This is a genomic window from Sphingomonas hengshuiensis, from assembly GCF_000935025.1.
GTDB classification, from domain to species: domain Bacteria; phylum Pseudomonadota; class Alphaproteobacteria; order Sphingomonadales; family Sphingomonadaceae; genus Sphingomonas; species Sphingomonas hengshuiensis.
The window spans coordinates 744,078-769,024 of record NZ_CP010836.1; the positions used below are offsets into that span (position 1 = coordinate 744,078).

The following is a 24,947-nucleotide window of genomic DNA, read 5'->3' on the forward strand; positions in this document are numbered from 1 at the left end:
GTCGCATGCCCTGAATTGGCCACAGGGCGCGCGGACGCTGGGTGCAGGAGGCCAAGATGATCCTGCCCTTGCTGATCGGTGCATTGCTCCAGCCCATGCCCTCGCCGGAACGGCGCGATGCGCGCGGCCTGCTCGACACGCCCTGCGATTTGGGCGCCGGGACCGTCACGGCCACCACGCTCGCGGCGCTGCCCCGGCCCCTCTCGGAGGCAGTGGAGCAGTTCTTCGCGCCTAGGCGCGGGATCGCGGATGCGGGTGGGGCTTATAACGCGACGGATGTAGTCGATAGCCGCCTTCCCAGCCGCCGTTTCATCCGGGCCTATCGCGTCGGTCCGATCTGGGTGGTCTGGTATGTGCGGGGCGGGGGCATCGTTTCCTCGCCCCAGACTATTGCGTTTCGTCCGGACGTGGGGCCGGGCGGCGTCGATGCGGGCTTTGTGGCGATGCCCGGCACGGTCTTCGCCGGGGAAGACCTGTGTACCGCGACCAAGGCGATCGTCGCGGGCGTCCGCAACGGAACGCCGTGAGGCTCAATAAGGCGGCTTGTCCAACCCCTTGGGACTGGTCGTGAAAATCTCGCACCCGGTCTCGGTGATCCCGATCGAATGCTCGAACTGCGCCGAGAGCGAGCGGTCGCGGGTCACGGCAGTCCAGCCGTCGTCGAGCAGCTTCACATCGGGGCGACCGATGTTGATCATCGGTTCGACAGTGAAGATCATGCCGGGGCGCAGTTCGGGCCCGGTGCCGGGGCGGCCGACATGGACGACTTCGGGCGCGTCATGGAACATCCGGCCCACGCCATGCCCGCAGAAATCGCGGACGACGCCATAGCGATGCTTCTCGGCATGGCTCTGGATCGCGTGGCTGATGTCGCCCAGATGGTTGCCGGGCCGTGCCTGTTCCAGCCCGAGCATCAGGCATTCATAGGTCACGTCGACCAGCCGTCGCGCCTTGATCGGCACGTCGCCGACCAGGAACATCCGGCTCGTATCGCCGTGCCAGCCGTCGAGCAAAGGCGTCACGTCGATGTTGACGATGTCGCCGTCCTTGAGCGTGCGATCGGACGGGATGCCGTGGCACACGACATGGTTGATCGAGATGCAGCAGCTATGCGTATAGCCGCGATAGCCGAGCGTCGCGGGCACGCCGCCGCCGCCGATCGACATGTCGCGGACGATGTCGTCGAGTTCGGCGGTGGTGACGCCGGGCACGACATGCGGCACGAGCGCGTCGAGAATTTCCGCCGCCAGCCGCCCGGCGGCGCGCATGCCTGCAAACCCCTCCGGCCCATGGAGCTTGATCGCGCCGGTGCGCGCCTGTGGCATGTCCTCGGTTACGGCAACATATTCGGTCATGCTTGCGATATAGGAAGCGCGGGCGCAAAGGGCGAGAGGGTTTTGGAAGGCGTGCGGATGCAGGAATCGGGGACGGAGTGGCTGGACGGCGGGTGCGCATGCGGCGCCGTCCGCTATCGCGTCGCGGCCGATCCGATCTTCGTCAACAACTGCCATTGCACGCTGTGCCAGCGCCAGACCGGCGGGCCCAGCGTCGTCAACCTGTTCATCGAAGCCGAGCGGCTGGAGCAACTGTCGGGGGAGACCGTCAGCCATGTCGTGCGGGCGGGATCGGGCGGCGATCACGAGATCGTGCGCTGCGCCGCGTGCGGCACGGCGCTGTGGAGCTTTTACCCACGGCTTGGGCGGCTGGGCGCGGGCGTTCGGGTGACGACGCTCGACGAACCGGCGCGGGCGCGGCCCGATGCGGCGATCTACACCGACGATCGCCTGCCCTGGGTCGCACTGCCCGAGGGAATCCCGCATTTTGCGGGGCCGTACAACCCGGCGGAGTTGCTGCCGCCCGAACGCATGGCACGCCTGCGCGCGCTTGCAGAACGCAGCGCCGCATTGCGTGAGGCGCGGAACTGATGGGCGAGCGTATCTGGACAGCCGCGCTGATCGTCATCGGCGACGAGATCCTGTCGGGCCGGACGCAGGACAAGAATGTCGCGCAACTCGCGACCTGGCTCAACGTGCAGGGCATCCGCCTTGCCGAAGTGCGGATCGTCCCCGATGTCGAGAGCGCGATCGTCGAGGCGGTGAACGCGCTGCGGGTACGCAATGATTATCTGTTCACGACGGGCGGCATCGGCCCGACGCATGACGACATCACTGTCGACGCGATCGCCGCCGCGCTGAGCGTGCCCGTAGTCGTCCACCCCGGCGCGCGCGACGTGCTGGAGCAGCATTATGCGACGCGCGGCGGGCTGACCGAGGCGCGGTTGCGGATGGCGCGGGTGCCCGAGGGGGCGTCGCTGGTGCCCAATCGCATGTCGGGCGCGCCGGGCATTCGCTGGGGCAATATCTTCATCCTCGCGGGCGTGCCGCATATCACCGCGGGGATGCTCGATGCGCTGACCGGCACGCTGGAGGGCGGGTTGCCGGTGCTGTCGCGCACGATCGGGAGCTGGGTCGCCGAAAGCGAGATCGCCGACCTGCTTCGCGAGACCGAACGCGCGCATGACGGCGTGTCGATCGGCAGCTATCCGTTCTTCCGCGAGGGGAGAGTGGGCGCGAACTTCGTCGTCCGCGCGACCGCACAGCCGCTGGTCGACGCCTGTATCGCGGCGCTGGTCGCGGGGCTGAAGGCGACGGGGCGCGACGTGGTCGACGGCGGGATCTGATGGACCCGGTCCGCGCGCTGCTCGATGCGGCGGGGCAAGCGATCGGACGGGGCGATTTCGATGCCGCAGGGCGCGCGCTGCGCCGGGCCGAGGCGATCGACCCCGCGCCTGCGGGCGCATGGCGCGCGATCGGCGATGCGTGGCACGCGGCGGGGCAAAGCGAGCCGGGCGGCGCCGCGCATCTGAAGGCGGTGCAGCGATCGATCCACGATCCCGACCTGGTCGCCGCAGCCGCCGCGCTGGGCCGCGACGCGCTGGGCGAGGCCGAGCCGATCCTGCGCGCCCGGCTGAAGGCGCTGCCCACCGATGTCGCGGCGATCCGCATGCTCGCCGAGCTGGCGACGCGGCTCCAGCGCTATGGCGATGCTGAGACGCTGCTGCTCCGCGCGCTCGACCTCGCGCCGGGCTTCCTGCCCGCGCGGCACAATCTGGCGGTGGTGCTGTACCGGCAGGCGCGGTCGGAGGCGGCGCTGGATCAGGTCGAGCGCTTGCTGGCGGCGGACCCGGCGCATCCCGGCTATCGCAATCTCAAGGCCGCGATCCTCGTGCGCATCGGCGATTATCCGCAGGCGATCGCGCTGTATCGCGGCGTGCTGGCCGATCTGCCCGAACAGCCGCGGGTGTGGATGAGCCTTGGCCATGCGCTCAAGACCGTGGGGCAGATGCCCGAGAGCATCGCCGCCTATCGCACCAGCATCGCGCAATTGCCGAGCCTGGGCGAAAGCTGGTGGAGCCTCGCCAACCTCAAGACCTTTCGCTTCGCGGATGCCGATATCGCGGCGATCCGCGAACAGCTCGCGCGCGACGATTTGGGCGACGAGGATCGCTTCCACTTCGATTTCGCGCTGGGCAAGGCGCTGGAGGATCGCGCCGACTATGCCGCGTCGTTCGCGCATTATGACGCGGGCAACCGGCGGCGGCGCGCGGGGCTGGCCTATGATCCCGACGAGCTGACCGAACAGGTGGCGCGGGCGCGGGCGCTGTTCTCGCCCGATTTCTTCGCGGCGCGGCCCGGGGGCGATCCGGCGCCCGATCCGATCTTCGTGGTGGGGCTCCAGCGATCGGGATCGACCCTGGTCGAGCAGATATTGTCGAGCCACCCGCTGATCGAGGGGACGATGGAGCTTCCCGATCTCACCGGGATCGTCCGGCAACTGGCGGGGCGGCGGCTGCGCGGCGAGGGGAGCTATTATCCGGAAGTGCTGGCCGAGCTGACCCCCGATGCGCGCGCGGCGCTGGGGCGCGAGTATCTCGCGCTGACGCGCATCCAACGCAAGACCGACCGGCCGTTTTTCATCGACAAGCTGCCCAATAATTTCGCGCATGCCGGGCTTATCCACCTGATCCTGCCCAATGCCCGGATCATCGATGTGCGGCGGCACCCGATGGGGTGTTGCTTCTCCTGCTACAAACAGCATTTCGCGCGGGGGCAGGGCTTTGCCTATGACCTGACCGAGCTGGGCCGTTATTATGCCGATTATGTAGCGATGATGGCGGTGGTCGACGCCGCGCTGCCGGGGCGGGTCCACCGCGTCATCTATGAGCGGCTGGTTGGCGATCTGGAGGGTGAGGTGCGGCGGTTGCTCGCCTATGTCGGCGTCGATTTTGACCCCGCCTGCCTGGCGTTTCACCAGACCGATCGCGCGGTGCGCACCCCCAGCGCGGAACAGGTCCGCCAGCCAATCTATGCCGATGCGGTCGAGCAATGGCGGCATTTCGCGCCATGGCTGGGGCCGCTGCGCGACGCGCTGGGCGACGTCGTCGACCACTATGCTGATGCGCCGGAGCAACACACAAAACCTTCCTGATCGTGCATTGTGCGCTGCGGTGTGAAACGCCTTGACACAATTCCGGCCCCGTAACAGCTTGGTAACACAGCAGGGGGAACGGCCATGGTGACGCGCGTGCAGACTTCGTCCAGGGCTCTTATCGGGGCTTTGCTCGCCTCCACCGCGATCGCCGCGACGCCCGCCTTCGCGCAGGACAGCGGCGTCGTCGACAGCAACGAAATCGTCGTGACCGCGCAGAAGCGCGAACAGCATCTCCAGGACGTGCCGCTGTCGATCGTCGCGCTGGGGACCGAGAAGCTTGACGAGCTGCAGATACAGGATTTCGACGATTATGCGCGCTATCTGCCCGCGCTTTCGTATCAGACCGCGGGGCCGGGCGCGTCGGTGGTCTATTTCCGCGGCATCGCGTCGGGCGAGACGATCAACCATTCGGGGCAATTGCCCAGCGTAGGCACCTATCTCGACGAAGCGCCGATCACCACGATCCAGGGCGCGCTCGACCTCCATATTTACGACGTCGCGCGGGTCGAGGCGCTGGCCGGGCCGCAGGGCACGCTGTACGGCGCCTCCAGCCAGGCGGGCACGATCCGCATCATCACCAACAAGCCCGACACCAGCGGTTTCTACGGCGCGGTCAATGTCGAGGGTAACACCGTCAGCCATGGCGGCCAGGGCTATGTCGGCGAGGGCTTCGTCAACCTGCCGCTGTCGAGCAGCGCTGCGCTGCGCGTCGTCGGCTGGTACGACAAGGATGCCGGCTATATCGACAATGTCGCCGCGACCCGCGTCTTTCCGACGCTGGGGCCCGATTTCGACATCCCCGGCACCAATACCGTCAAGAACACCGCCTATGCGAAGGACGATTACAACGACGTCGAAACCTATGGCGGCCGCGCGGCGCTCAAGCTGGAGCTGGACGACAGCTGGACGGTGACGCCGCAGATCATGGCGCAGAAGCAGAAGAGCAACGGCTCCTTCGCCTATGAAATGGATCGCGGCGCCTACAAGACGGCGCAGTATAATCCCGAGGGGCTGCAGGACGAATGGTTCCAGGCGGCGCTGACGATCGAGGGCAAGATCGGCAGTTTCGACGTGACCTATGCGGGCAGCTATCTGAAGCGCAAGGTCGAGACGCAGAGCGACTATTCGGACTATGCCTATTATTACGACGCGCTGTTCGGATACGGCGCCTATTATGTCGATAACGCCGGCAATCCGGTGTCGAACCAGCAGGTGATCGGCGTCGATCGCTTTACCAAGCAGAGCCACGAGCTGCGCTTCGCCTGGGAGCAGGGCCCCGCACACCTGATCTTCGGCGGTTTCTACCAGCGCCAGACGCACAATATCCAACAGGACTATGTCATCCCCGGCCTCGCCGACGATCTGGAGGTGCCGGGCTGGGCCGACACGATCTGGCTGACCAAGCAATATCGCGTCGACCGCGACTATGCCGGGTTCGGCGAACTCACCGTCGACATCACGCCCAAGGTTTCGGCGACGATGGGCACGCGCATCTTCAAATACGACAATTCGCTGGTGGGCTTTTTCGGCTATGGCGCCGGTTTCGGCAACACCGGCGAGCGGCAATGCTTCGCGGCGGCCAAGGTGGCGGGAAGCCCGTGTACCAATCTCGACAAGCGCGTGAAGGACTGGGGCTTCACCCACAAGCTCAACCTGACGTGGCGCCCGGTCGACGGGGTGATGCTGTATGGCACGATGTCGCGCGGCTTCCGCCCCGGCGGGATCAACCGGCGCGGGACGCTGCCGCCGTTCGGATCGGACTTTATCGACAATTACGAGATCGGGTGGAAGACGAGCTTCCTCGACAAGCATGCGACGTTCAATGGCGCGATCTACCAGCTCGACTGGACCGACATGCAATTCTCGTATCTCGGTGCCAACGGGCTGACCGAGATCCAGAACGCCGGCAATGCGCGCGTTCGCGGCGTGGAAGCGGAATTGACGGTGCGCCCGGTGACGGGGCTTAGCCTGTCGGTGTCGGGGGCGTATAACGACGCCAAGCTGGTCTCGCCCTATTGCCGGGTGCTGTCGACCGATTGCTCGGTGCCAGAGGGCAATAGCGAGCAGGCGCCGGCGGGAACGCGGCTGCCGATCACGCCGAAGTTCAAGGGCAATGCCCAGGCGCGCTATGAATTCCCGGTGGGCGGGGACGCAGTGGCGCATGTGCAGGGCGCGATGGTGTATCAGGGCGATATATTGTTCGACCTGCGCACCGACGCCCGCGCCGCATTCGGCACGCAAAAGGCGTTTGCAACGGCGGATTTCGCGGCGGGCGTGGCGTTCGCCGACTATACGATCGAAGTCTATGCCCGGAACGCCTTCGACGTCGTCGGCGGCCAGTTCCGCACCGCGCAGTGCGGCGTGGGTACGTGCGGGGGGACGCTGTACAGCTATCCGATCCAGCCGCGGACGATCGGGGTGCGGCTGGGGCGGAAATTCTAGGGGCTGGTTCGCGCTGGGGTAAACTGATGCCAGCGCCGTCTTTTTCGACGTCATGCTGAACTTGTTTCAGCATCCAACGCGCCACAAGCAGCTGCGGTGCGGGCTGAGGGTTGGATGCTGAAACAAGTTCAGCGACTGTCTTTGGCGTCAAGCGGCGAGCCATGGGGATTTGCTCCTCAGGATGGCGTTTGCGAAGGTGAGCAGGCGGCGGGCGAGGGCGATCAGGGCGACCTTTTTGGGTTTTCCGCTGGCAACGAGGCGCTGATAGAGCGCCTGGAGCACGGGATTGTAGCGACTGGCGACGAGTGCGGCCATGAAGAGGGCCGAGCGAACGGTGGGGCGTCCTCCGCCGATCATGGCCTTTCCGCGCCATTGGCCGGACTGGCGGGTCCAGGGCGCGACGCCAGCGAGCGCGCTGATCTGGCGGCGTCCGAGCTGGCCGAGTTCGGGCAGTTCGGCGAGCAGCGTGCGGGCGGTGGTCGGGCCGACGCCTGGGATCGAGGTCAGCAGCGCTTCCTGATCGCGCCACAAGGGCGAGCCGCGCACGGCCTCGTCGATCGTCCGTTCGAGGTCGGACAGTTCCTTTTGCAGCGCAGCCAGCAGGCGCTCGATGCTTTTGCGCAGCGGCAAAAGCGTTGCGCGCCGCAGCCGCTGGCGCTCGCTCACCATCATCGCGATGATCTGCCGGCGCCGCGCCACCAGGTCGGCCAGCGCGCGCGTCTCGGTATCCGCCAGCGCGCGCGGCGGCGGGCGCGTCGCCTCGACAAAGCGCGCAATCACTGCCGCATCGATCGGGTCGGTCTTGGCGCGCTTGCCCAATGCGCGCGCAAAATGGCGGATCTGCGCGGGATTGATCACCGCCACCGGCAAGCCTGCGGCCCCCAGCGCGGCAGCCACCACCGTTTCATAGCCGCCGGTCGCCTCCAACCCGATGCACAAAGGTGCCGATACGCCCAGTCGCGCGACCAGCGCCTCCAGACCCTCGGCATCGCGCCCGACCGTCCAGGCCTCGCCCGCGGGCGAGACATGGACGTCCAGGCGATCCTTCGAAACATCGATACCCACATACGTCATGGTCATCGTCTCCCGGGCTTGCGCAATCGGGCTTGCCTTGCAGAGGCCCAAGCGACTGTTCGGGTTCAATGACCTTACAGCGGGCTGTTCACGCTGAACTACGGGCTCTGCGACCCTTGCATGATTCGAACTTCCCGCCGAAGCCGCACCGCATTCTTCATGCAATGCTGCATTTGGCAAGTTACAAGCATGACGGCAAGTAAAGGAGGAGACCCCGGCTCCATATGTGATAGTCGTGCGGTGAGGGGCTCCGACAATGGACGAAACCAAACGCCCGTTCGGCTTCTGGATGGCGACCGCGCTGGTCGTCGGCGGGATGATCGGGTCGGGCATCTTCGTGATGCCGGGCCAGCTCGCGCCATTCGGCTGGACCGGGGTGGCGGCGTGGATCGCGGCGATTGGGGGCGCGGCGATCATTGCGCTGGTCCTTGTCCGGCTGGCGGCGGCGATGCCCGAGGCGACGGGGGCGGTGGCGATCTGCGCCGCGGCGCTGGGCCCGTTTCCCGGCCTGCTCGTCGGGTGGAGCTATTGGGTCAGCGTGTGGAGCGCCAATGCGATCATCGCGCTGACCGCGGTGCGCTATCTCGCGGTGTTCTGGCCCCCGCTGGCGGCGACGCCGGTGGCACAGGCGGTGTCGGCGGTGGCGCTGATCTGGCTGATCACGCTGCTCAATCTGCGCGGCGCGCGCGCGGCAGGGCGGTTCCAGGTTCTCACGACCGTGCTCAAGCTCGCCCCGCTGGTCGCAGTGGTGCTGATGCTCGCGGCGTTCGTGCTCGGCGGCGGCCATCAGTTCGCCAACCATCCGCAGCCGCCCTTTGCGCTGGGCCAGCTCACCCCGGCGCTGACGCTCGCCTTTTTCGCGCTGGTCGGGTTCGAAGGCGCGAGCATCGCCGCCGAGCGTATCCGCGACCCCGCGCGCAACGTCGTGCGCGCGACGATGACCGGGCTGATCCTCACCGGCGCGCTGTACCTGATCGTATCGACCGGGATCGTCCTGGCGATGCCCGGCGGCGCGCTGGCCGCATCGACTGCGCCGGTCGCGCTGTTCGTCCAGACCTATCTGGGCGAGGGCGCGGGGCTCGCGGTCGCGGGCTTTGCCGCGATCGCGACGATCGGCTGCCTCAATGGCTGGGTGTTGTTGCAGGGCGAAGTGCCGCTCGGCATGGCGCGCGCGGGCGTGCTGCCGCGCTGGATCGGGCGCACCAGTCGCCGCGACGTGCCGGTCGCCGCGCTTCTCGCCGCCAGCGTGATCGCGAGCATCCTGGTGCTCAGCAACACCGCGCGGACCACGGCGGGGCTGGTCGATTTCATGCTCCGCCTGACTGCCGCGGCAAGCCTGTGGCTGTATATCGGCGCGTGCGTGTCGGCGCTGGTGATGGGCATTGCGCGCCCGCTGGCGCTGGCGGGGATCGCGTTCAGCCTGTGGGCGATGTGGGGCTCCGGCGTCGAGGCCGGCGGGCTCAGCCTGGTACTGATGCTGACGGCGATCCCGCTCTACCTGCTGCGCGGGGCAGCGCGCGCGGTGCCCGCCGTTTAGCCGAACAGACGCCCCAACAGGCTGCGGTCGCGCAGGATTTCATGCGCGGCATTGTGCCCCGGAGCGCCGGTGACGCCACCGCCGGGATGGGTACCCGCGCCACACATATACAGTCCCTTGATCGGCGCGCGGTAATCGCCGTGGCCGAGCACCGGGCGCGCCGCCCAGAGCTGGTCGAGCGACATATGCCCGTGCATGATGTCGCCACCGATCAGCCCGAACTTGCGCTCCAGGTCGAGTGGCGAATGGATCTGCACGCCCAGGATCGAGGCGCGGAAATTGGGCGCGTGCTGCGTCACCGTATCGATGATCGCCTCCGCCGCCGCCTCGCGCGCGTCGTCCCAGCTCCGGCCATCGGGCAGGACGGGGGCGAATTGCTGGCAGAACAGGCTGGCGATGTGCATTCCCGGCGGGGCGAGGCTGTTATCGACGCTGGTGGGCAGCTTCATCTCGACGATCGGCGCCTTCGACCAACCGAACGCCTTCGCGTCGGTGAAGGCCTGGTCCATATAGTCGAGCGTCGGGGAAATGATGATCCCGGCGGTGTGGTGTTCGGCCTTTTCCTTGCCCGGCAGCACGGTGAAGTCGGGCAGTTCGGACAAAGCGACGTTCATCCGGAAGGTGCCCGATCCCGCCTTGAAATGATCCATCCGCCGGGCGAATTCGGGCGTCAGGTCGGCACGATCGACGAGCTGGCGGAACAGCAGCGCGGGGCCGGCATTGGACGCGACCACCCCTGCTGCAATCTCCTCGCCGCTCTCCAGCCGCACGCCCGCGACGCGATTGCCGTCGACCAGCACGCGCGCGACGGGGGCCTCCAGGCTGATCTCGACTCCCGCCTCGACGCACGCTTCCGCCATATATTGCGTGATCGCGCCCATCCCGCCGACGCTGTGGCCCCAGGTGCCCTTCTTGCCGTTCACTTCGCCAAAGACATGGTGGAGCAGCACATAGGCGCTGCCCGGCGTGTCCGGGCTGGCATAATTGCCGACCACCGCGTCGAATCCGAACGCGGCCTGGATATACGGATGCTCGAACCAGCTATCGAGGAAGCTTCGCGCGGACTTGACGAACAGGTCCATCACGTCGCGCTGCGCCTCGATGTCCATCCCCGCCAGTTGCTTGCCCTGCATCGCCGCCGACAGCAGCGCGCGGATGCCGCCGCCGGCATTGGGCGGCGTTTTGAGCGAGAGGTCGCGCAGCACTTCGGCAACGCGCTCAAGCGCCGCTTCATAGGCGGGGAAGGTGTCGGCATCCTTCTGGCTGAAGCGCGCGAATTCGGCCTGGGTCCGCGCCTGGCCGCCGCCCAGCTTCAGATAGCCGCCGTCATGCGGGAAGAAGTTGCTGATCGTCCGCTCGATGATCCGCCAGCCGCGCTCGTGCAGCCGCATGTCCTTGATGACCTTGGGCCGGAGCAGGCTGACGGTGTAGCTGGCGGTGGAATTGCGGAAGCCGGGGTGAAACTCCTCGGTCACCGCCGCGCCGCCGACGATCGCGCGGCGCTCCAGCACGCGGACCTTCAGCCCCGCGCGGGCGAGGTAGAAGGCGCAGACCAGGCCGTTATGGCCGCCGCCGATGATGAGTGCGTCGTAGTGGGTGGTCATTTCCGTACCTTTCTCCCCTCCCGCTTGCGGGAGGGGTCGGGGGTGGGCCCCCGCCATCCTCGAAACGCCCGGTCGAGAGTTTCACCTGAAACTCGCAAGCGGGCAGGGGGCTAGTCCGCCAGCGCTCGCCCCCGCCGCGACCACCCCGGCGCCGGCGCGCGGTGCAGCCGTGCCTCGGGGATCAGCCCGCGTATCTTGCGCGCGAAGCTGCGCAGGCAGACTTCGCTGTCGCCGATCGGGCCGACGGTATAGCTTTGCGAGGCCATGCCCTGCTGGACATTGGTGATCAGCCAGGTGTCCTCGGCATTGACCATCCGGTTGATCCGCCAATTGGCATAGCGCACCAGCTTCATCTCGCGCCGGTCGTCGGGCAGCGCGAACGCCATTTCCCGCAGCACGCAGCTTGTCGGGCCGGTTGGCAGCCATTGCATGAAGTCGATCTGGTCCGAATAAATGTCGAACGCCTGGTTGGGCCACAGCTTGTAATAGAGCCACAGCTTCTGGTTCTCCGGCGGTAGGTGCGGCGCGTGCGGCAAATGGCGGCGGTAGAATTCCTCCCACAGATTGCCGGGCCGGTCGGTGAGGTACCCCGACATCTTGTCGACCCAGGGCTGCGCCTCGATCGCATAGCTTTTGCCGAACAGCCGGGTCAGCCCCGGATGCGCCACGGGGATGTGGAGCCCGTCCGAATAATTGTCGCCGACATTCTTCCAGTTGACCGCCCGATCGCGCAGCCGCACCGGGCTGATCGTGCGCATCTCCTCAAAGCGATAGGGCGCGATCTCGGCATCATAGGGCGCCATCATCGCCGCGACCGATGGCCCGCCATCGTCGCGCAGACGCACGAACACGAAGCCGCGCCAGACCTCGACATCGACCGGCGCGAGCCCGTGCTGCGCCGGATCGAGCGTGCTGTAGTCGGCGCGCATCGGCACGCCCGACAGCCGCCCGTCAGTCTCATAGGTCCAGGCGTGATAGGGACAGACCAGCTTCTTCGCGCACCCCGCCGGCCCCTCGACCAGCCGCATCGCGCGGTGGCGACAGACATTGGTGAAGGCGCGCACCGCCCCGTCCTGCCCCCGGATCGCGAGGACGCTTTCGCCGATATAGTCGAGCGTGTGATAATCGCCGGGCGCCGGAATGTCGCTGACATGGCAGACGATCTGCCAGGACGGGCGGAACACGCGGTCGATCTCGACGCCCAGGAATTCGGGATCGGTATAGAGCCAGCCGGGCAGGCTGAGCCCGTCGTCGGGATCGGCCCGCTCTGCCTCTGCGAAACGATGCGCCATGCGCGGCTCCTGGAGTTGTTGCACGAGTGTATAATAGCAAGGGGTGTCGCGCAAGCGGTGCCGGTGTAGAACCCGACCGCATGACCCGCAGCTACACCCGTGCCGAACCCGACGCCCGCCGTGCCAGCCTGATCGCGGCGACGGCGGAGGTGCTGGGCGAGCGGGGGGCCTCCGGCGCCTCTGTCCGCACCATCTGTGCGCGCGCGGGGGTGTCGCCGGGGCTGCTGCGCCATTATTTCGAAGGCATCGACGCGCTGATCGCCGAGACGTATCGCGCGACGGGCGAGCGGGTGACGATCGCGCTGGCCGATGCCGTTGCCGGGGCGGGCACCGATCCGCGCGCGCGGCTGCTCGCCTATGTCTCGGCCAGTTTCCGCGACCCGATCGCCGATCCGCGGCTGCTGGCGACGTGGATCGCCTTCTGGTCGCTGGCCAAGGCGAACCCGGACATGGCGGCGCTCCATGCGCAGGTTTATGGCGAATATCGCGCGGGGCTGGAGGCGCTGATGGCGGAGTGCGGGGTTCCGGCGGGCGAGGTCCGGCTGGCGGCGATCGCGCTTACTGCGCTGGTTGACGGGCTATGGCTGGAACTGTGCCTCGCGCCTGAGGCCGTGAGCGCGGAGGATGCCGCGACGATCGCGGAGCGCTGGATTGCAGTGCTGCTGGGGTAACCCAATTCCTCCCCGGAACGGGGAGGGGGACCGCGCCCGCAGGGCGTGGTGGAGGGGTGCCGCGCAGACGGCGGGGTCGCTATCGGCTCGCGAGTCCCGCGCCTGCGGCGCGGCCCCTCCACCATGCTGCGCATGGTCCCCCTCCCCGTTCCGGGGCGGAATGGGCTATTTTGCCAGCGCGGTCAGCACCCTTTTGTAAAACACGATCGACGGCGCGATTTCGCCCAGCGACGTGCGTTCGTTCAGACCATGCGCGAAGCTGTCCGATGCCTTGGAGAATACCGGGCTGATGCCATAGCTCGGCACGCCCTTTGCCCGGAACCACATGCTGTCGGTCGCGCCCGAGGACATGACCGGCACCACCTGCACGCCCGGAAAGCGGGCATGGACCGCGCCCGTGACCGCCGCCATCAGATCGGGGCGCAGCGGCGATGCGTCGCTGGCGACGCTGCCGCTCTCCAGCGTCTCGATCTTCATCGCGGGATCGCCGACCACTTCGACCAGCTTTGCCGCGACGGCGGCGACCGGGGTGCCGGGGAAGATGCGGCAATTGATGTTCGCGGTCGCGCGCTGGGGCAGCGCGTTGAGCGCATGGCCGGCATTCACCATCGTCGCGACGCAGGTCGTGCCGGTCTGCCCCACCAGCCCCGGCTGTGCGCGCAGCGTGGTCCGCGCCGACGCATCCTCCGGGTTGGCGGCGAAGCGGCGCATCGCGTCGGCCAGCCTGGGGTCGGCTTCGGTGCTCGCGCTGGCGAGCAGGCTGGCGCGGGTGATCTCGTTGACTTGGCCCGGAAATTCATAGGCGCCGATCCGCTCCAGCGCGCGGGCGAGCTGGGTGATCGCATTGGTCTTGCGCGGCGCGCTCGAATGGCCGCCGGGATTGGTGAAGGTCAGCGCGAAATCGGCATAGGTCTTCTCCGCGCCCTGCACCCCGAACAGATGCGGCTTGCCCGCCTCGTCATAGTCGCCGCCGCCGCCATCGATGTTGAGCAGCAGCTCGGCATCGGGAAACTGATCGGCGAGCGCCATCGTCGTCTTCATCGACGTCTCTTCATCGCCCGAGAACAGCAGCACGATGTCGCGCCCCGGCTTGAACCCTTCGCGCTTGAGCTGGAGCATGGTGGCTACCATCGTCGACAAATCATATTTCATGTCGCTGGCGCCGCGACCGAAGATATAGCCATTCTCGATGACCGGGGTGAACGGATCGCGCTCCCAATCGGCGGGCTTGGCCTCCACCACGTCCATATGGCCGGAGACGAGGATCGGCTTCTTCGCCTTGCCCGTGCCGCGATAGCGCGCGACCAGATAGGCGGTGTCGTCGACCGTCTCGACGCGCACATCCTCCGCCGCAAAGCCCCCCGCGACCAGCACGCCCTTCAGATAGGCGGCATAAGCGGGCGTCTGGTTGCCCGGCCCGGCAACGGTGCGAAAGGCGATGCCGCGCTTCAGCAGGTCGAGCGCCTCCGCCTCGGCCTGCGGATTGCCCTGCGCGAAGGCGGCATGGGGGGCGGCGGTCGCCAGCGCCAGAAGTGCAGCATATCCGAGCGCGCGCATCGGCTTGTCTCCCTGTTGAACGAGCGTAAAACTAGCCCGCATCGGCGGTGGGTCAACGGGGGCGCGGGGGATATGCGGAATTTTGTGAAGCGCGTTGTGGTGGCGGCGTTGCTGCTGGTGCCGGGCGTCGCGGCGGCGCAGGTCCGCTATGTCCATGCCGGGCATCTGGTCGACGTGGTGGCGGGCCGCGTGCTCGACGACCAGCTCGTGCGGATCGAGGGGGAGCGCATCGCATCGGTCGCGCCCTGGACGGGCGCGCCCGGCGACGGGCCGGTGACCGACTGGACCGCCTATACCGTGCTGCCCGGACTGATCGACATGCACACGCATCTGGCCGACTTCGCCGATTCCAACCCCGCGACGCCCCTTCTCCATTCGCAGGCCGAGACGGTGCTGAAGGGCGCCGACAATGCCCGCGCGACGCTGCGCGCCGGGTTCACCAGCGTCCATGACGTCGGCACCTATCGCGGCCTCAGCGACGTGGCGCTGCGCGATGCGATCGCGGCGGGATGGGTGCCGGGGCCGCGGATGAACGTGGTCGGCGCCTATATCACCGTTCCCGGCGGCGGCGGCGACGTCACCGGCTTTGCGCCCGATGTGACGATCCCCGCCGACATGCGGATGGGCGTGGTCCGCAGCCCCGAAGAGGCGCGCGAGCGGGTGCGGTATCTATTCCAGCACCGCGTCGACAGCATCAAGCTGCTCGCGACCGGCGCGGTGCTGGCGGTCGGCACCGAGCCCGGTCGGCTGGAGCTGTCCGAGCCCGAGATGCGCGCGGCGGTGGCGGAGGCGGCTGCCAATGGCGGCTATGCGACGGCCCACGCGCACGGCGCCGAGGGCATCAAGGCCGCGATCCGCTCCGGGGTTCGTTCGATCGAGCATGCCTCGCTGATCGATGCCGAGGGGATCGCGCTGGCCAAGGCGCGCGGCGTGTGGCTGGTCATGGACATCTATAACGGCGACTATATCGATACCGAGGGGCGCAAGGCCGGCTGGCCCGCCGAATATCTGCGCAAGAATCTGGAGACCACGGTCGCCCAGCGCGAGGGGTTTCGCGCCGCGGTGAAAGCCGGGGTGAAGATCGCGTTCGGCACCGATGCCGGAGTGTATCCGCACGGGTTCAACGCCCGCCAGTTCGCGTACATGGTCCAATGGGGGATGACCCCGATGCAGGCGATCCAGTCGGCGACGACGGTCGCGGCGGAATTGCTGCGCTGGGACAAGGACGTCGGCGCCATCGCGCCGGGGCGCTATGCCGATATGGTCGCGGTGCCGGGCGATCCGCTGCGCGACATCCGCGTGCTGGAGCGCCCGGCGGCAGTGATGAAGGGCGGGGTGGTCGTCGACTGACCCTGGCACTCCGGGGGCGGTGCGCCGCAGGCAGATTTTTCTCACACAAAGCCACGAAGGCACGAAGAGGAAGGGTGCAGGGGCGTTTCTTCCTTTGTGCCTTCGTGGCTTTGTGTGCGCTAAAACTTCAAGAATATTTCTCGCGCAAAGACGCAAAGGCGCAAAGAAAAGAAGTCAGGCCGCGCCGCCGGGCGTATTTCTTCTTTGCGCCTTTGCGCGAAAAAATCTTACTTTTATCCCAGGAATATCGACTGGGGCCGCACCGATCGCCGTACGGGCTGGTTTTTTAATTCGTGGCTTCGTGGTTTTGTGTACAAAATTCAAGCATACGATAAGTCCTCCCGCGCCATTGCTCACGCAACCAGCCGCAGGCAGATTATTCTCACACAAAGCCACGAAGGCACGAAGAAGAATTGTGCTGGGCGTTTCTTGCTTCGTGCCTTCGTGGCTTTGTGTGCGCTAAAACTTCCAGAATATTATCGCGCAAAGCCGCAAAGAGAAGGACATCAGGCTGCGCCGCCAGGCCCTCTTCCTTCTTTGCGGCTTTGCGTCTTTGCGCGAGAAACCTTCTTTCTTTTTCCCCGGATGGCGCGGGTATAGCTCACGCCACCAGCGACACGGCCACGGCCCCCAGCACCGCCGCCGCCGCATTGGGATCCAGCCGGACCTGCAACCCGCGTTGCCCGCCGTTGAGATAGACCAGCGCCTCGGCAAGCGCCGTCGCCTCGATCACCGTCGGCACGCGGCGGCGCTGCCCGAAGGGGCTGATCCCGCCGACGCGGTATCCGGTCATCCGCTCGGCATCGGCGGGCTTCATCATCGCCGCCGCCTTGCCCCCGAACGCCGCCGCGAGCTTCTTCATCGCGACTTCGCGGTCGGAGGGCAGGATGGCGCAGACCGGCTTGCCGTCGACCAGCGCCATCAGCGTCTTGAGCACGCGCTGCGGCGCCTCGCCCAGTGCCTCCGCCGCCTGCAACCCGACGCGCTCGGCGCCGGGATCATAGCCGTAGCGGTGCAGCGTGAAGGCCACTCCGGCGGCGTCGAGCGCCTTGGTCGCGGGGGTGGTGGCTGCCATGGCCCGGCTATAGCGAGCGAGCGGGAGCGGGTGAAGCCAGCCCCTACGCATCTGGCCCGGCTCCCGTCGGGAAGCCGGGCCAGGGAGATTATTGCGCGTTCAGCGTCGGGGGCGCCGCAACCGCAACGGGCGCCGCGACGGGAGGGGCGGGGCGCCCGGCGCGGTGCCCGGCTGCGGCGCGGCAACCCCGCAGCCCGCGGGCGCGGGCGGCGGCGCGGGCTCAGGCCGATCACGCGGGCCTCCCGGCGGTGGCGGCGGGCCGTCGGGGCGAGGCCCGCCTGCCGGACCCATCACGCTGACCTTGCCATCCGGGCCGACCAGATAGGCGGCGTGCAACTGGCCCTCCTCGAAACGCCCCTGCACGGTGACGGTCTGGCCCACGACCGGGCTCGCCCCGGTTTCGCGACCGGCGTCGATCATCGTGCGTCCGGTCTGGTCCTGGAGCACGAAGCGGTCGCCATAGACTTCCGCAATCCGGCCCTTCACGGTCACGATGCCGCTGCTCGCCGCCAATTTGGCGATCGGGGTGTTCACCATCGGCGCCATCTGAACCGAGGGCCGCGTCAGCGACACCGCGCCTGCGCCGCCCGCGGCGCCCAGCGCCAGCAACACCGCCGCGCCGATGCCCAGTCCGCTGCGCCGTCCAAGCTGCGGCAACCTGTCCTTGAAACCCGTCATCGTCTTTCTCCTTCACATGTCGATGAAGAAGCTTCTACGCAGGCAGTGCCCACACCCCGCTGAACCCGCGCGTTCAGTTTCGGTTTAAGCAGCGGAGCTAGTCAGCCGGCATGCGCATTCTGCTCGTAGAGGACGATCCCGACCTGGGGCCCGCGATCGCCCAGGCGCTTCGGCAGGAAAATTGCGCGGTCGATCTGGTCGCGAACGGAATCGACGCCGCGCATCTCGGCGATACCGAACATTATGACGCGGTCGTGCTGGACCTCGGTTTGCCCGGCAAGGACGGCGTGACGGTGCTGCGCGACTGGCGCGCGGCGGGGCGCAGCGTGCCCGTGCTGATCCTGACCGCACGCGATGCCTGGTCGGACAAGGTGGCGGGGTTCAAGGCGGGCGCCGACGATTTCCTGACCAAGCCGTTTCGGATCGAGGAACTGACGATGCGGCTCCGCGCGCTGGTGCGGCGTTCGGCGGGGCACGCCGCGACGCGGATCGAAAGCGGCCCGCTCGCTTTCGAATCGCAGACCGGGCAGTTCGAACTCGACGGCCTGCCGCTGCGGCTGACGGCGCTCGAATGGCGCGTGCTGTCGGCGCTGATGCTGTCGAAGGGCGCGGTCATCGAGCGTCTCGCGCTGCTCGAGCGCGTCTATGAAGGCGATGCTGATGTCGATTCGAACAGCCTCGAGGTCATTGTCGGGCGGCTGCGCAAGAAGATCGGCGCCGACCGGATCGAAACGGTTCGCGGGCGCGGCTATATGCTGAGGGACGGCACGGCATGAGGCTGGTCCCGCACTCGATCCAGGGGCGCATGCTGCTGTTGTCGGCAGTCGCGACGGCGATCGCGCTGGCCCTGGCGGGGGCGCTGATCGCGGGCGTGCTGGCGCGGTTCGTCACCCAGGGGATCGACCGGCGGCTGGATGCCGAACTGGCGCTGATCGCGAGCGCGGTCGGCAATGACGGGTCGATCGATCGCCCCCGCTTGGCTCGGCTGCAAGGCGCATTGGAGGCGGGGCCGGGCTGGCGATGGCGCATCGAGACGCCCTTGGCCGGTTTCGGGTCGGACGACATGCCGGTCGCCGACATCGCGCCGCCGCGGCCCCGGCGGGAGCACGATGCGGGCGCCGAACCGGTGCGGCCGATCGACGGGCGCGATGCCAGGGGAGAGCGGGTGCATGCGCGCCAGCTCCGCATCCAGACCAGCGCGGGCGTGGTGCTGTTGACCGCCGCGGCCCCGCGCGACGTGATCGAACGACCGGTGCGCGATACGCTGTTGCCGCTCCTGCTGACGCTGGCGGCGCTGGGGCTGGTGCTCGGGGCGGCGGCGTGGCTCCAGATCCGGCTGGGGCTGCGGCCCGTGCGGCGCCTGCGCGATGCGGTGGTCGCGATCCGGGCGGGCGGCGCGCATAGCATCGGCGGCGCCCAGCCGAGCGAGCTGCGCCCGCTTGCCGACGAACTGAACGCGCTGGTTCGCGACAACGAAGCCGCGCTCGCCGCCGCGCGGGGCTCGGCGGCCAATCTGGCGCATGCGCTGAAGACGCCGGTCGCGACACTGGCGCTGGCGCTCCGCGGCGATCCGCGTGAACAGCAGGTCGAGCGGATCGACCGGACGATCCGCCATCATCTCGCCCGCGCACGAATGGCGGCGGCATCGACTCGCGCGGCGACCCCGCTGGACGCTGCGGTGCGCGCGTTGCTGGAGGTGATCGCGCGCCTCCACGCGGATCGCCGGATCGCGATAGCGGTCGACGTCACCCCCCATCTGATGGTCGCGATCGACCCGGCGGATTTCGACGAACTGCTCGGAAACCTCCTCGACAACGCCATGCGCCATGCCCGTTCGCGCGTTGCAGTCCGCGCGCGGGCCGAAGGCAGGGTTGCGCGCATCACGATAGCCGATGACGGCCCGGGCATCCCCACCGAGGATCGCGCGCGCGCCACCCAGGCCGGGGTGCGGCTGGACGAGCGCAGCGACGGTCACGGCTTCGGCCTCGCCATCGCGCGCGAACTCGCGACGCTCCATGGCGGTGCGCTTACGCTTGACGAAGCGGCAGGCGGCGGACTGGCGGCATCGGTGACGGTTCCGCTTTCGAGGGGTGGCGAAGGCGCCTGAGGGCTTTCCTGAAATCCCGCGCGATCCAGTGCGCCGGAAACGCCATTTCGACCATCTTTGGGGCGGCGAGCAGCTTGTCACCGATCAGGATCGGTTGCTGGTGAGAATGCTGGCCAAGGACCGCCCGCTCGAATTCATCCGCATGTTCCTGCTGTTCGACCGGAAGGCGGAGAAGATCGCGGTGCGCTATCCGCAGGCGTTGGGCATCAAGAAGGCCATGATCTACCTTGCCGCTGCGGTCATCAATTCACGGCGAATCCCCACGGGCCCTAAGGTGCGAGCCAGGCGCGCAGCATCGCCGAGCAGTGCTCGAGCCGCTCGGCCCGCCATGCCGGGCTGGTCAGATCCTGGTCGAGCCCGATCGCCAGCGACCAGGCATTGGCGAGGTGGAACCGGCTGAGCCCCGCGATCGTGACATAGAGCTGGAGCGGGTCGACGCCGGGCCGGATCGTGCCTTGTTCGACGCCGGCGGCGAGCACCGCCTCGATCCGCGCGCGCAGCCCCTGGCCTTCGCCCAGAACCTGGCGCGATTGCCGGATGAAGCGGCCCTGAAACGCGTTCTCGACGCGCAGCAGGCCGTCCAGGTCGGGGTTGGCTTCGAAATAGGCGAAGTTGAAGCGCAGCAGCCGGTCGATGCAGCCTAGCGGGTCGGCAAGGTCGTATTCCAGTTCGGCCTCGCGGGCGCGGAGGTCGGCATAGGCGGCCTCGATCGCGGCGCGGTACAGGCCCTCCTTGCTCTCGAAATGATGGTAGAGCAGCCGGATATTGCACTTGGCGGTGGCGGCGATGCGCTCGGTGCGCGCGCCTGCGAAGCCGTTTGCGGCGAAATCGCGCGTTGCCGCCTCGAGCAATGCCGCGCGGGTGCGGGCCGGATCGCGCTTCGCCGTCTCGCTTGCCATCCCGGCCAGTGTAGCGCGGTGCGCCCGAGACGGTAAGTAAGTAATTACTGAATTCGATGTTGCGCTGCGAAAGGGGCGTGATAGGCTGGTGGGCAGGAGGTTTGATGCGCCACGCCGACGCCGATGCACGGGGGGACTGCCGCTGATGCTGCACAGCGTCCGGGCACGCCGCGGCGTGGTCACCGCGCCGCATCACCTCGCGGCCCAGGCAGGGCTGGGGGTGCTTCAGGACGGCGGCAATGCGATCGAGGCGATCGTTGCCGTCGCGGCGGCGCTCGCGGTGGTCTATCCGCACATGACCGGGATCGGCGGCGACGGCTTCTGGCTGGTCGCCGAACCCGATGGGACGACCTGGGCTATCGATGCGTGCGGCGCGGCTGCGGCCAGCGCCGACCTTGCGCTCTATGCCGGGCTCGGCGCGGTGCCCAGCCGCGGTCCGCTCGCGGCGAACACCGTGGCGGGGACGATCTCGGGCTGGCAGGCGGCGCTGGAGCGCGGCGGCGGCGCGCTGCCGCTCGACCGGCTGCTGCGCGACGCGATCCACTATGCCGAGCACGGCGTCGCGGTTACGCGCGGCGGGGCGGAGATCGTTGCCACCAAGCGTGCCGAACTGCGTGACCAGCTCGGCGCATGGGCGACGACCTATGACGGTTGTCGGGAAGGCGATCTGCTCCGACAGCCCGCGCTCGGCACCACGCTGCGGCGGCTGGCGGCGGAGGGGCTCGGCAGCTTCTATCGCGGCAGCCTGGCCGCGGACATTGCGCGCGCGCTCAGCGATCTGGGCAGCCCCGTGGCGCTCGCCGATCTCCAGCGCCATGCCGCCGCGACGCCCCACCCGCTGCGCGTCCGCGTCGGAAACGCCACCTTGTTCAACACCGCGCCGCCGACTCAGGGTATTGCCTCGCTGCTGATCCTTGCGCTCGCGCATCGGCTGGCTGCGGGCGCGGCGGACGGATTCGCGCATGTCCATGGGCTGGTCGAGGCGACCAAACAGGCATTTCTCTACCGCGACGCACAGGTCGGCGATCCGGCCTATATGGATGTCGATCCGCAGGCACTGCTCGATGATGCCGCCGCGCTGGATGCGATGGCGGCGCGGATCGATGCAGCGAAGGCGCTGCCCTGGCCGCACCCGCCGCAGCCCGGCGACACCTGCTGGTTCGGCGCCGCCGATGCCGAGGGGCGCGTGGTGAGTTGCATCCAGTCGACCTATTTCGAGTTCGGATCGGGCGTGGTGCTGCCCGACACCGGCATCACCTGGCAGAACCGCGGCAGCAGCTTCCGGCTCGCCCCTGACGGGTGGAACGCGCTCCGGCCCGGGCGCAAGCCGTTCCACACGCTCAACCCTGCGCTGGCGCGGTTCGAGGACGGGCGGGTGATGGCCTATGGCACGATGGGCGGCGAGGGCCAGCCGCAGACCCAGGCGGCGCTCTTCTCGCGCTATGCCTGGCTCGGCGTGCCGCTGCAGGAGGCGATTACGCGACCGCGCTGGCTGCTGGGGCGCACCTGGGGCGCCGAGAGCGTGAGCCTGAAGCTGGAGGATCGCTTCGATCCGGACCTGTATGCGCGGCTGCGCGCGGCGGGGCACCAGGTCGAGCTGGTCGATCCGTTCACGTCGATGATGGGGCATTCTGGCGCGATCGTGCGCCATCCCTCAGGCATGCTCGAAGGCGCCACCGATCCGCGCAGCGATGGCCAGGTGGCGGCATGGTAGGCGGGGCGCGGGCGGTCGCGCGCTGCGACGAACTGGGCGCCGCACCCTATAGCGACGCGCGCGGCATGCTGTTCCGCGCGTACCTGACGCCCGGCTTCGCCGCGACCCAGCGCGCGCTGGCGGGGTGGATGCAGGAGGCGGGGATGGCGACGCGCATCGACGAAGCCTGCAACCTGATCGGTCGCTACGAAGGCTCCCGGCCGGACGTGCCCGCGCTGATCCTGGGCAGCCATATCGACAGCGTCCGCGATGCCGGGCGCTATGACGGCCCGCTCGGCGTGATGCTGGCAATCGAGGTGGTAGCCGCGCTCCATGCGGCGGGGCGGCGGATGCCGTTTCCGATCGAAGTCTATGCGTTCGGCGACGAGGAAGGCTCGCGCTTCCCGGTCGCGATGCTGACCAGCCGGGCAGTGGCAGGCAGCCTCGATCCCGCGATGCTCGAAACCGAGGATCGCACCGGGCTTTCGCTCGACGAGGCGCTTGCCCCGTTCGAGCTTTCGACGCTGCGCTTCGCCGAGGCGCGGCACCCCGGCGCGCTCGGCTATCTGGAGGCGCATATCGAGCAGGGGCCGACGCTGGAGGCGGCGGGGCTGCCGGTGGGGATCGTGAGCGGGATCGCCGCGCAGTTGCGCTACAGCGTCGCGGTCACCGGCATTGCGGGCCATGCCGGCACCACGTCGATGGGCCTGCGCCGTGACGCGCTGGCCGCCGCCGCGGAGATGGTGCTCGCGGTCGAGGACGTCGCGCGGCGCGACGCATCGGATCTGGTGGCGACGGTCGGCAAGCTCGACGTGGCGCCCGGCGCGGGCAACGTGATCCCGGGACAGGTGACGTTCACGCTCGACATCCGCGCGGGCGACCAGGCCCGGCGCGACGCTGCGGCAGAGGCCATTCTGGACCGGATTCACGCGATCGCCGACATACGCCACGTCGACTTCGATATTCAGCGTACGAACGATCTTGCTGCCGCACCCTGCGATGGCCGGTTGTCCGGCCTGCTGGAAGCATCGGTCGCCGCGCTGGGGATTGCGCCGTTCTCGCTGGTGAGCGGGGCGGGGCATGATGCGATGATCCTGGCGGCGCTCTGCCCGACTGCGATGCTGTTCATCCGGTGCCGGGGCGGTGTCAGCCACAACCCTGCCGAGCATGTCGCCCCCGAAGACGCGGAAATCGCGCTCCAGGTGATGCTTGGCTTCCTCGATCGCCTGGGAGCGCGATATGCCGCCTGACCTGTTTGGCGAGATCGATCCGCCGCACCGCCTGTTGATGGGGCCCGGCCCGGTCAACGCGCATCCGCGCGTGCTGCGGGCGATGTCGGCGGACCTGCTCGGCCAGTTCGATCCCGAGATGACCGGCTATATGGAGCAGGTGATGGCGCTCTATCGCCCGATATTCGGGACGCAGAACCGCTGGACCTTCCTGATCGACGGCACCGCGCGGGCGGCGATCGAGGCGTCTCTCGTGTCGCTGCTCGCGCCCGGTGACACGCTGCTGGTGGTCGACTTCGGGCGTTTCGGGCTGTTGCTGCGCGAGATTGGCGAGCGGATCGGCGCGAAGATCGAGATGCTGTCGGTGCCCTGGGGCGAGACCGTGCCGATGGACCGGATCGCCGCGGCGATCGAGCGCGTGGCGCCAAAGGTGGTCGCGAGCGTCCATGGCGACACCTCGACCACGATGGCGCAACCGCTCGAAGGGTTGGGCGCGCTGTGCCGCGCGGCGGGCGCGTATAGCTATGTCGATGCCACCGCGACGCTTGGCGGGATGGCGATCGAGACCGACAAATGGGGCATCGACGTCGTCACCGGCGGGCTCCAGAAATGCCTGGGCGGGCCATCGGGATCGGCGCCGATCACGATCTCGGACCGTGCCGCCGCCCACATCCTGGCGCGGCGCCATGTTGAGCGGGGCATCGCGCGCGACGATCTCGCCAACGGTGCGGGCAGCCGGATCGGCTCCAACTATTTCGATCTTGCGATGGTGATGGACTATTGGTCCGAAAAGCGGCTGAACCACCACACCGAGGCCACGACGATGCTGTACGGCGCCCGCGAATGCGCCCGCGTCGCGCTGGGCGAAGGGCTGGAGGCGCGGTTCGCGCGCCACGCCGCGGCGGGCCGCGCGGTGACGGCGGGCGCGCGCGGGCTGGGGCTGACGGTCTATGGCGACGATCGCTTCCGGATGACCAATGTCACCGGGATCGTGATTCCCGAGGGCGTCGACGGCGAGGCGGTGCGCCGGCGGATGCGCGACGATTTCGAGATCGAGATCGGCACCGCCTTCGGCCCGCTCACCGGCAAGGTTTGGCGGATCGGCGCGATGGGCTACAACGCGATGAAGCATAAGGTGCTGATTACGCTGGGCGCGCTGGAGGCGGTGCTGCGCGCGGAGGGCTTTGCGTGCGAGGCGGGGGCCGGCGTCGACGCGGCGTTGCGGAGCTATGAAGCGTGATGCGGGCG

Annotated in this window: 21 protein-coding genes; 13 read left to right on the forward strand and 8 right to left on the reverse strand. The window is 68.2% G+C overall.

The window, feature by feature from the left end; all coding sequences use genetic code 11:
• Positions 1-56: 56 nt before the first annotated feature.
• Positions 57-527 carry a hypothetical protein gene (locus TS85_RS03510; protein ID WP_155006283.1) on the forward strand — a complete coding sequence of 157 codons (471 nt, stop codon included), beginning with the start codon at positions 57-59 and terminating at the stop codon, positions 525-527.
• Positions 528-530: 3 nt separating this feature from the next.
• Here the strand turns inward: TS85_RS03510 and map are convergent, their stop codons facing one another.
• Entirely contained in the window at positions 531-1,355 is an 825-nt protein-coding gene (gene map, locus TS85_RS03515; RefSeq protein WP_044330443.1) for a type I methionyl aminopeptidase, read from the reverse strand.
• Positions 1,356-1,412: 57 nt separating this feature from the next.
• Between map and TS85_RS03520 the strand changes: the two genes are divergently transcribed.
• From TS85_RS03520 to TS85_RS03535, 4 genes are all read left to right on the forward strand, one after another.
• The gene (locus tag TS85_RS03520; protein WP_044330444.1) at positions 1,413-1,925 is read left to right on the forward strand and encodes a GFA family protein; all 513 of its coding nucleotides are present in this window, start codon (positions 1,413-1,415) and stop codon (positions 1,923-1,925) included.
• A complete protein-coding gene (locus tag TS85_RS03525; RefSeq protein ID WP_044330445.1) occupies positions 1,925-2,680 on the forward strand; it encodes a competence/damage-inducible protein A in 756 nt (251 codons plus the stop codon). The genes TS85_RS03520 and TS85_RS03525 overlap by 1 nt, the downstream gene beginning before the upstream one ends.
• Complete coding sequence (locus TS85_RS03530) at positions 2,680-4,488, forward strand: tetratricopeptide repeat-containing sulfotransferase family protein (protein ID WP_052507708.1); 1,809 nt, start codon at positions 2,680-2,682, stop codon at positions 4,486-4,488. Before TS85_RS03525 ends, TS85_RS03530 begins: the two co-directional genes overlap by 1 nt.
• 84 nt (positions 4,489-4,572) lie before the next feature.
• Complete coding sequence (locus TS85_RS03535; RefSeq protein ID WP_044330446.1) at positions 4,573-6,933, forward strand: TonB-dependent receptor; 2,361 nt, start codon at positions 4,573-4,575, stop codon at positions 6,931-6,933.
• A 147-nt stretch (positions 6,934-7,080) separates the two neighbouring features.
• Here the strand turns inward: TS85_RS03535 and TS85_RS03540 are convergent, their stop codons facing one another.
• Positions 7,081-8,013, reverse strand: a complete 933-nt coding sequence (locus TS85_RS03540; RefSeq protein ID WP_044330447.1) for an IS110 family RNA-guided transposase — start codon at positions 8,011-8,013, stop codon at positions 7,081-7,083.
• Positions 8,014-8,263: 250 nt separating this feature from the next.
• Between TS85_RS03540 and TS85_RS03545 the strand changes: the two genes are divergently transcribed.
• Complete coding sequence (locus TS85_RS03545) at positions 8,264-9,544, forward strand: APC family permease (RefSeq protein ID WP_044330448.1); 1,281 nt, start codon at positions 8,264-8,266, stop codon at positions 9,542-9,544.
• On the opposite strand, the gene TS85_RS03550 is transcribed toward TS85_RS03545, so the two are convergent.
• Entirely contained in the window at positions 9,541-11,148 is a 1,608-nt protein-coding gene (locus TS85_RS03550; RefSeq protein WP_044330450.1) for a phytoene desaturase family protein, read from the reverse strand. The two genes, TS85_RS03545 and TS85_RS03550, sit on opposite strands and share 4 nt — an antisense overlap.
• Before the next feature lie 110 nt (positions 11,149-11,258).
• A complete protein-coding gene (locus TS85_RS03555) occupies positions 11,259-12,440 on the reverse strand; it encodes an aromatic ring-hydroxylating oxygenase subunit alpha (protein ID WP_044330451.1) in 1,182 nt (393 codons plus the stop codon).
• A gap of 80 nt (positions 12,441-12,520) precedes the next feature.
• On the opposite strand from TS85_RS03555, the gene TS85_RS03560 reads away from it, so the two are divergent.
• Entirely contained in the window at positions 12,521-13,111 is a 591-nt protein-coding gene (locus tag TS85_RS03560) for a TetR family transcriptional regulator C-terminal domain-containing protein (protein WP_044330453.1), read from the forward strand.
• Between the two features lie 165 nt (positions 13,112-13,276).
• On the opposite strand, the gene TS85_RS03565 is transcribed toward TS85_RS03560, so the two are convergent.
• Entirely contained in the window at positions 13,277-14,668 is a 1,392-nt protein-coding gene (locus TS85_RS03565; RefSeq protein ID WP_052507709.1) for a M20/M25/M40 family metallo-hydrolase, read from the reverse strand.
• Between the two features lie 72 nt (positions 14,669-14,740).
• On the opposite strand from TS85_RS03565, the gene TS85_RS03570 reads away from it, so the two are divergent.
• Positions 14,741-16,018, forward strand: a complete 1,278-nt coding sequence (locus tag TS85_RS03570; protein ID WP_044330456.1) for a Xaa-Pro dipeptidase — start codon at positions 14,741-14,743, stop codon at positions 16,016-16,018.
• Positions 16,019-16,619: 601 nt separating this feature from the next.
• Here TS85_RS03570 and ybaK read toward each other — a convergent pair.
• Both ybaK and TS85_RS03580 read right to left on the reverse strand, forming a co-directional pair.
• Positions 16,620-17,093, reverse strand: coding sequence for a Cys-tRNA(Pro) deacylase (ybaK, locus tag TS85_RS03575; RefSeq protein ID WP_044330459.1), 474 nt, complete (start codon positions 17,091-17,093; stop codon positions 16,620-16,622).
• A gap of 99 nt (positions 17,094-17,192) precedes the next feature.
• A complete protein-coding gene (locus TS85_RS03580; RefSeq protein ID WP_052507710.1) occupies positions 17,193-17,771 on the reverse strand; it encodes a hypothetical protein in 579 nt (192 codons plus the stop codon).
• Positions 17,772-17,881: 110 nt separating this feature from the next.
• Here TS85_RS03580 and TS85_RS03585 point away from each other — a divergent pair, with 110 nt between their 5' ends.
• Complete coding sequence (locus TS85_RS03585) at positions 17,882-18,547, forward strand: response regulator (protein ID WP_044330462.1); 666 nt, start codon at positions 17,882-17,884, stop codon at positions 18,545-18,547.
• The gene (locus TS85_RS03590) at positions 18,544-19,878 is read left to right on the forward strand and encodes a sensor histidine kinase (protein ID WP_044330465.1); all 1,335 of its coding nucleotides are present in this window, start codon (positions 18,544-18,546) and stop codon (positions 19,876-19,878) included. The genes TS85_RS03585 and TS85_RS03590 overlap by 4 nt, the downstream gene beginning before the upstream one ends.
• 269 nt (positions 19,879-20,147) lie before the next feature.
• Here TS85_RS03590 and TS85_RS03595 read toward each other — a convergent pair whose 3' ends face one another.
• Positions 20,148-20,777 carry a TetR/AcrR family transcriptional regulator gene (locus tag TS85_RS03595; protein WP_044330468.1) on the reverse strand — a complete coding sequence of 210 codons (630 nt, stop codon included), beginning with the start codon at positions 20,775-20,777 and terminating at the stop codon, positions 20,148-20,150.
• Positions 20,778-20,922: 145 nt separating this feature from the next.
• Here TS85_RS03595 and TS85_RS03600 point away from each other — a divergent pair, with 145 nt between their 5' ends.
• The 3 genes from TS85_RS03600 to TS85_RS03610 are packed head-to-tail and all read left to right on the forward strand — an operon-like array spanning position 20,923 to position 24,939.
• Entirely contained in the window at positions 20,923-22,491 is a 1,569-nt protein-coding gene (locus TS85_RS03600) for a gamma-glutamyltransferase family protein (protein ID WP_044330470.1), read from the forward strand.
• Complete coding sequence (locus tag TS85_RS03605; protein ID WP_044330471.1) at positions 22,485-23,720, forward strand: allantoate amidohydrolase; 1,236 nt, start codon at positions 22,485-22,487, stop codon at positions 23,718-23,720. Before TS85_RS03600 ends, TS85_RS03605 begins: the two co-directional genes overlap by 7 nt.
• Positions 23,710-24,939, forward strand: coding sequence for a pyridoxal-phosphate-dependent aminotransferase family protein (locus tag TS85_RS03610; RefSeq protein WP_044330472.1), 1,230 nt, complete (start codon positions 23,710-23,712; stop codon positions 24,937-24,939). Before TS85_RS03605 ends, TS85_RS03610 begins: the two co-directional genes overlap by 11 nt.
• The last annotated feature ends 8 nt before the right edge of the window (positions 24,940-24,947 follow it).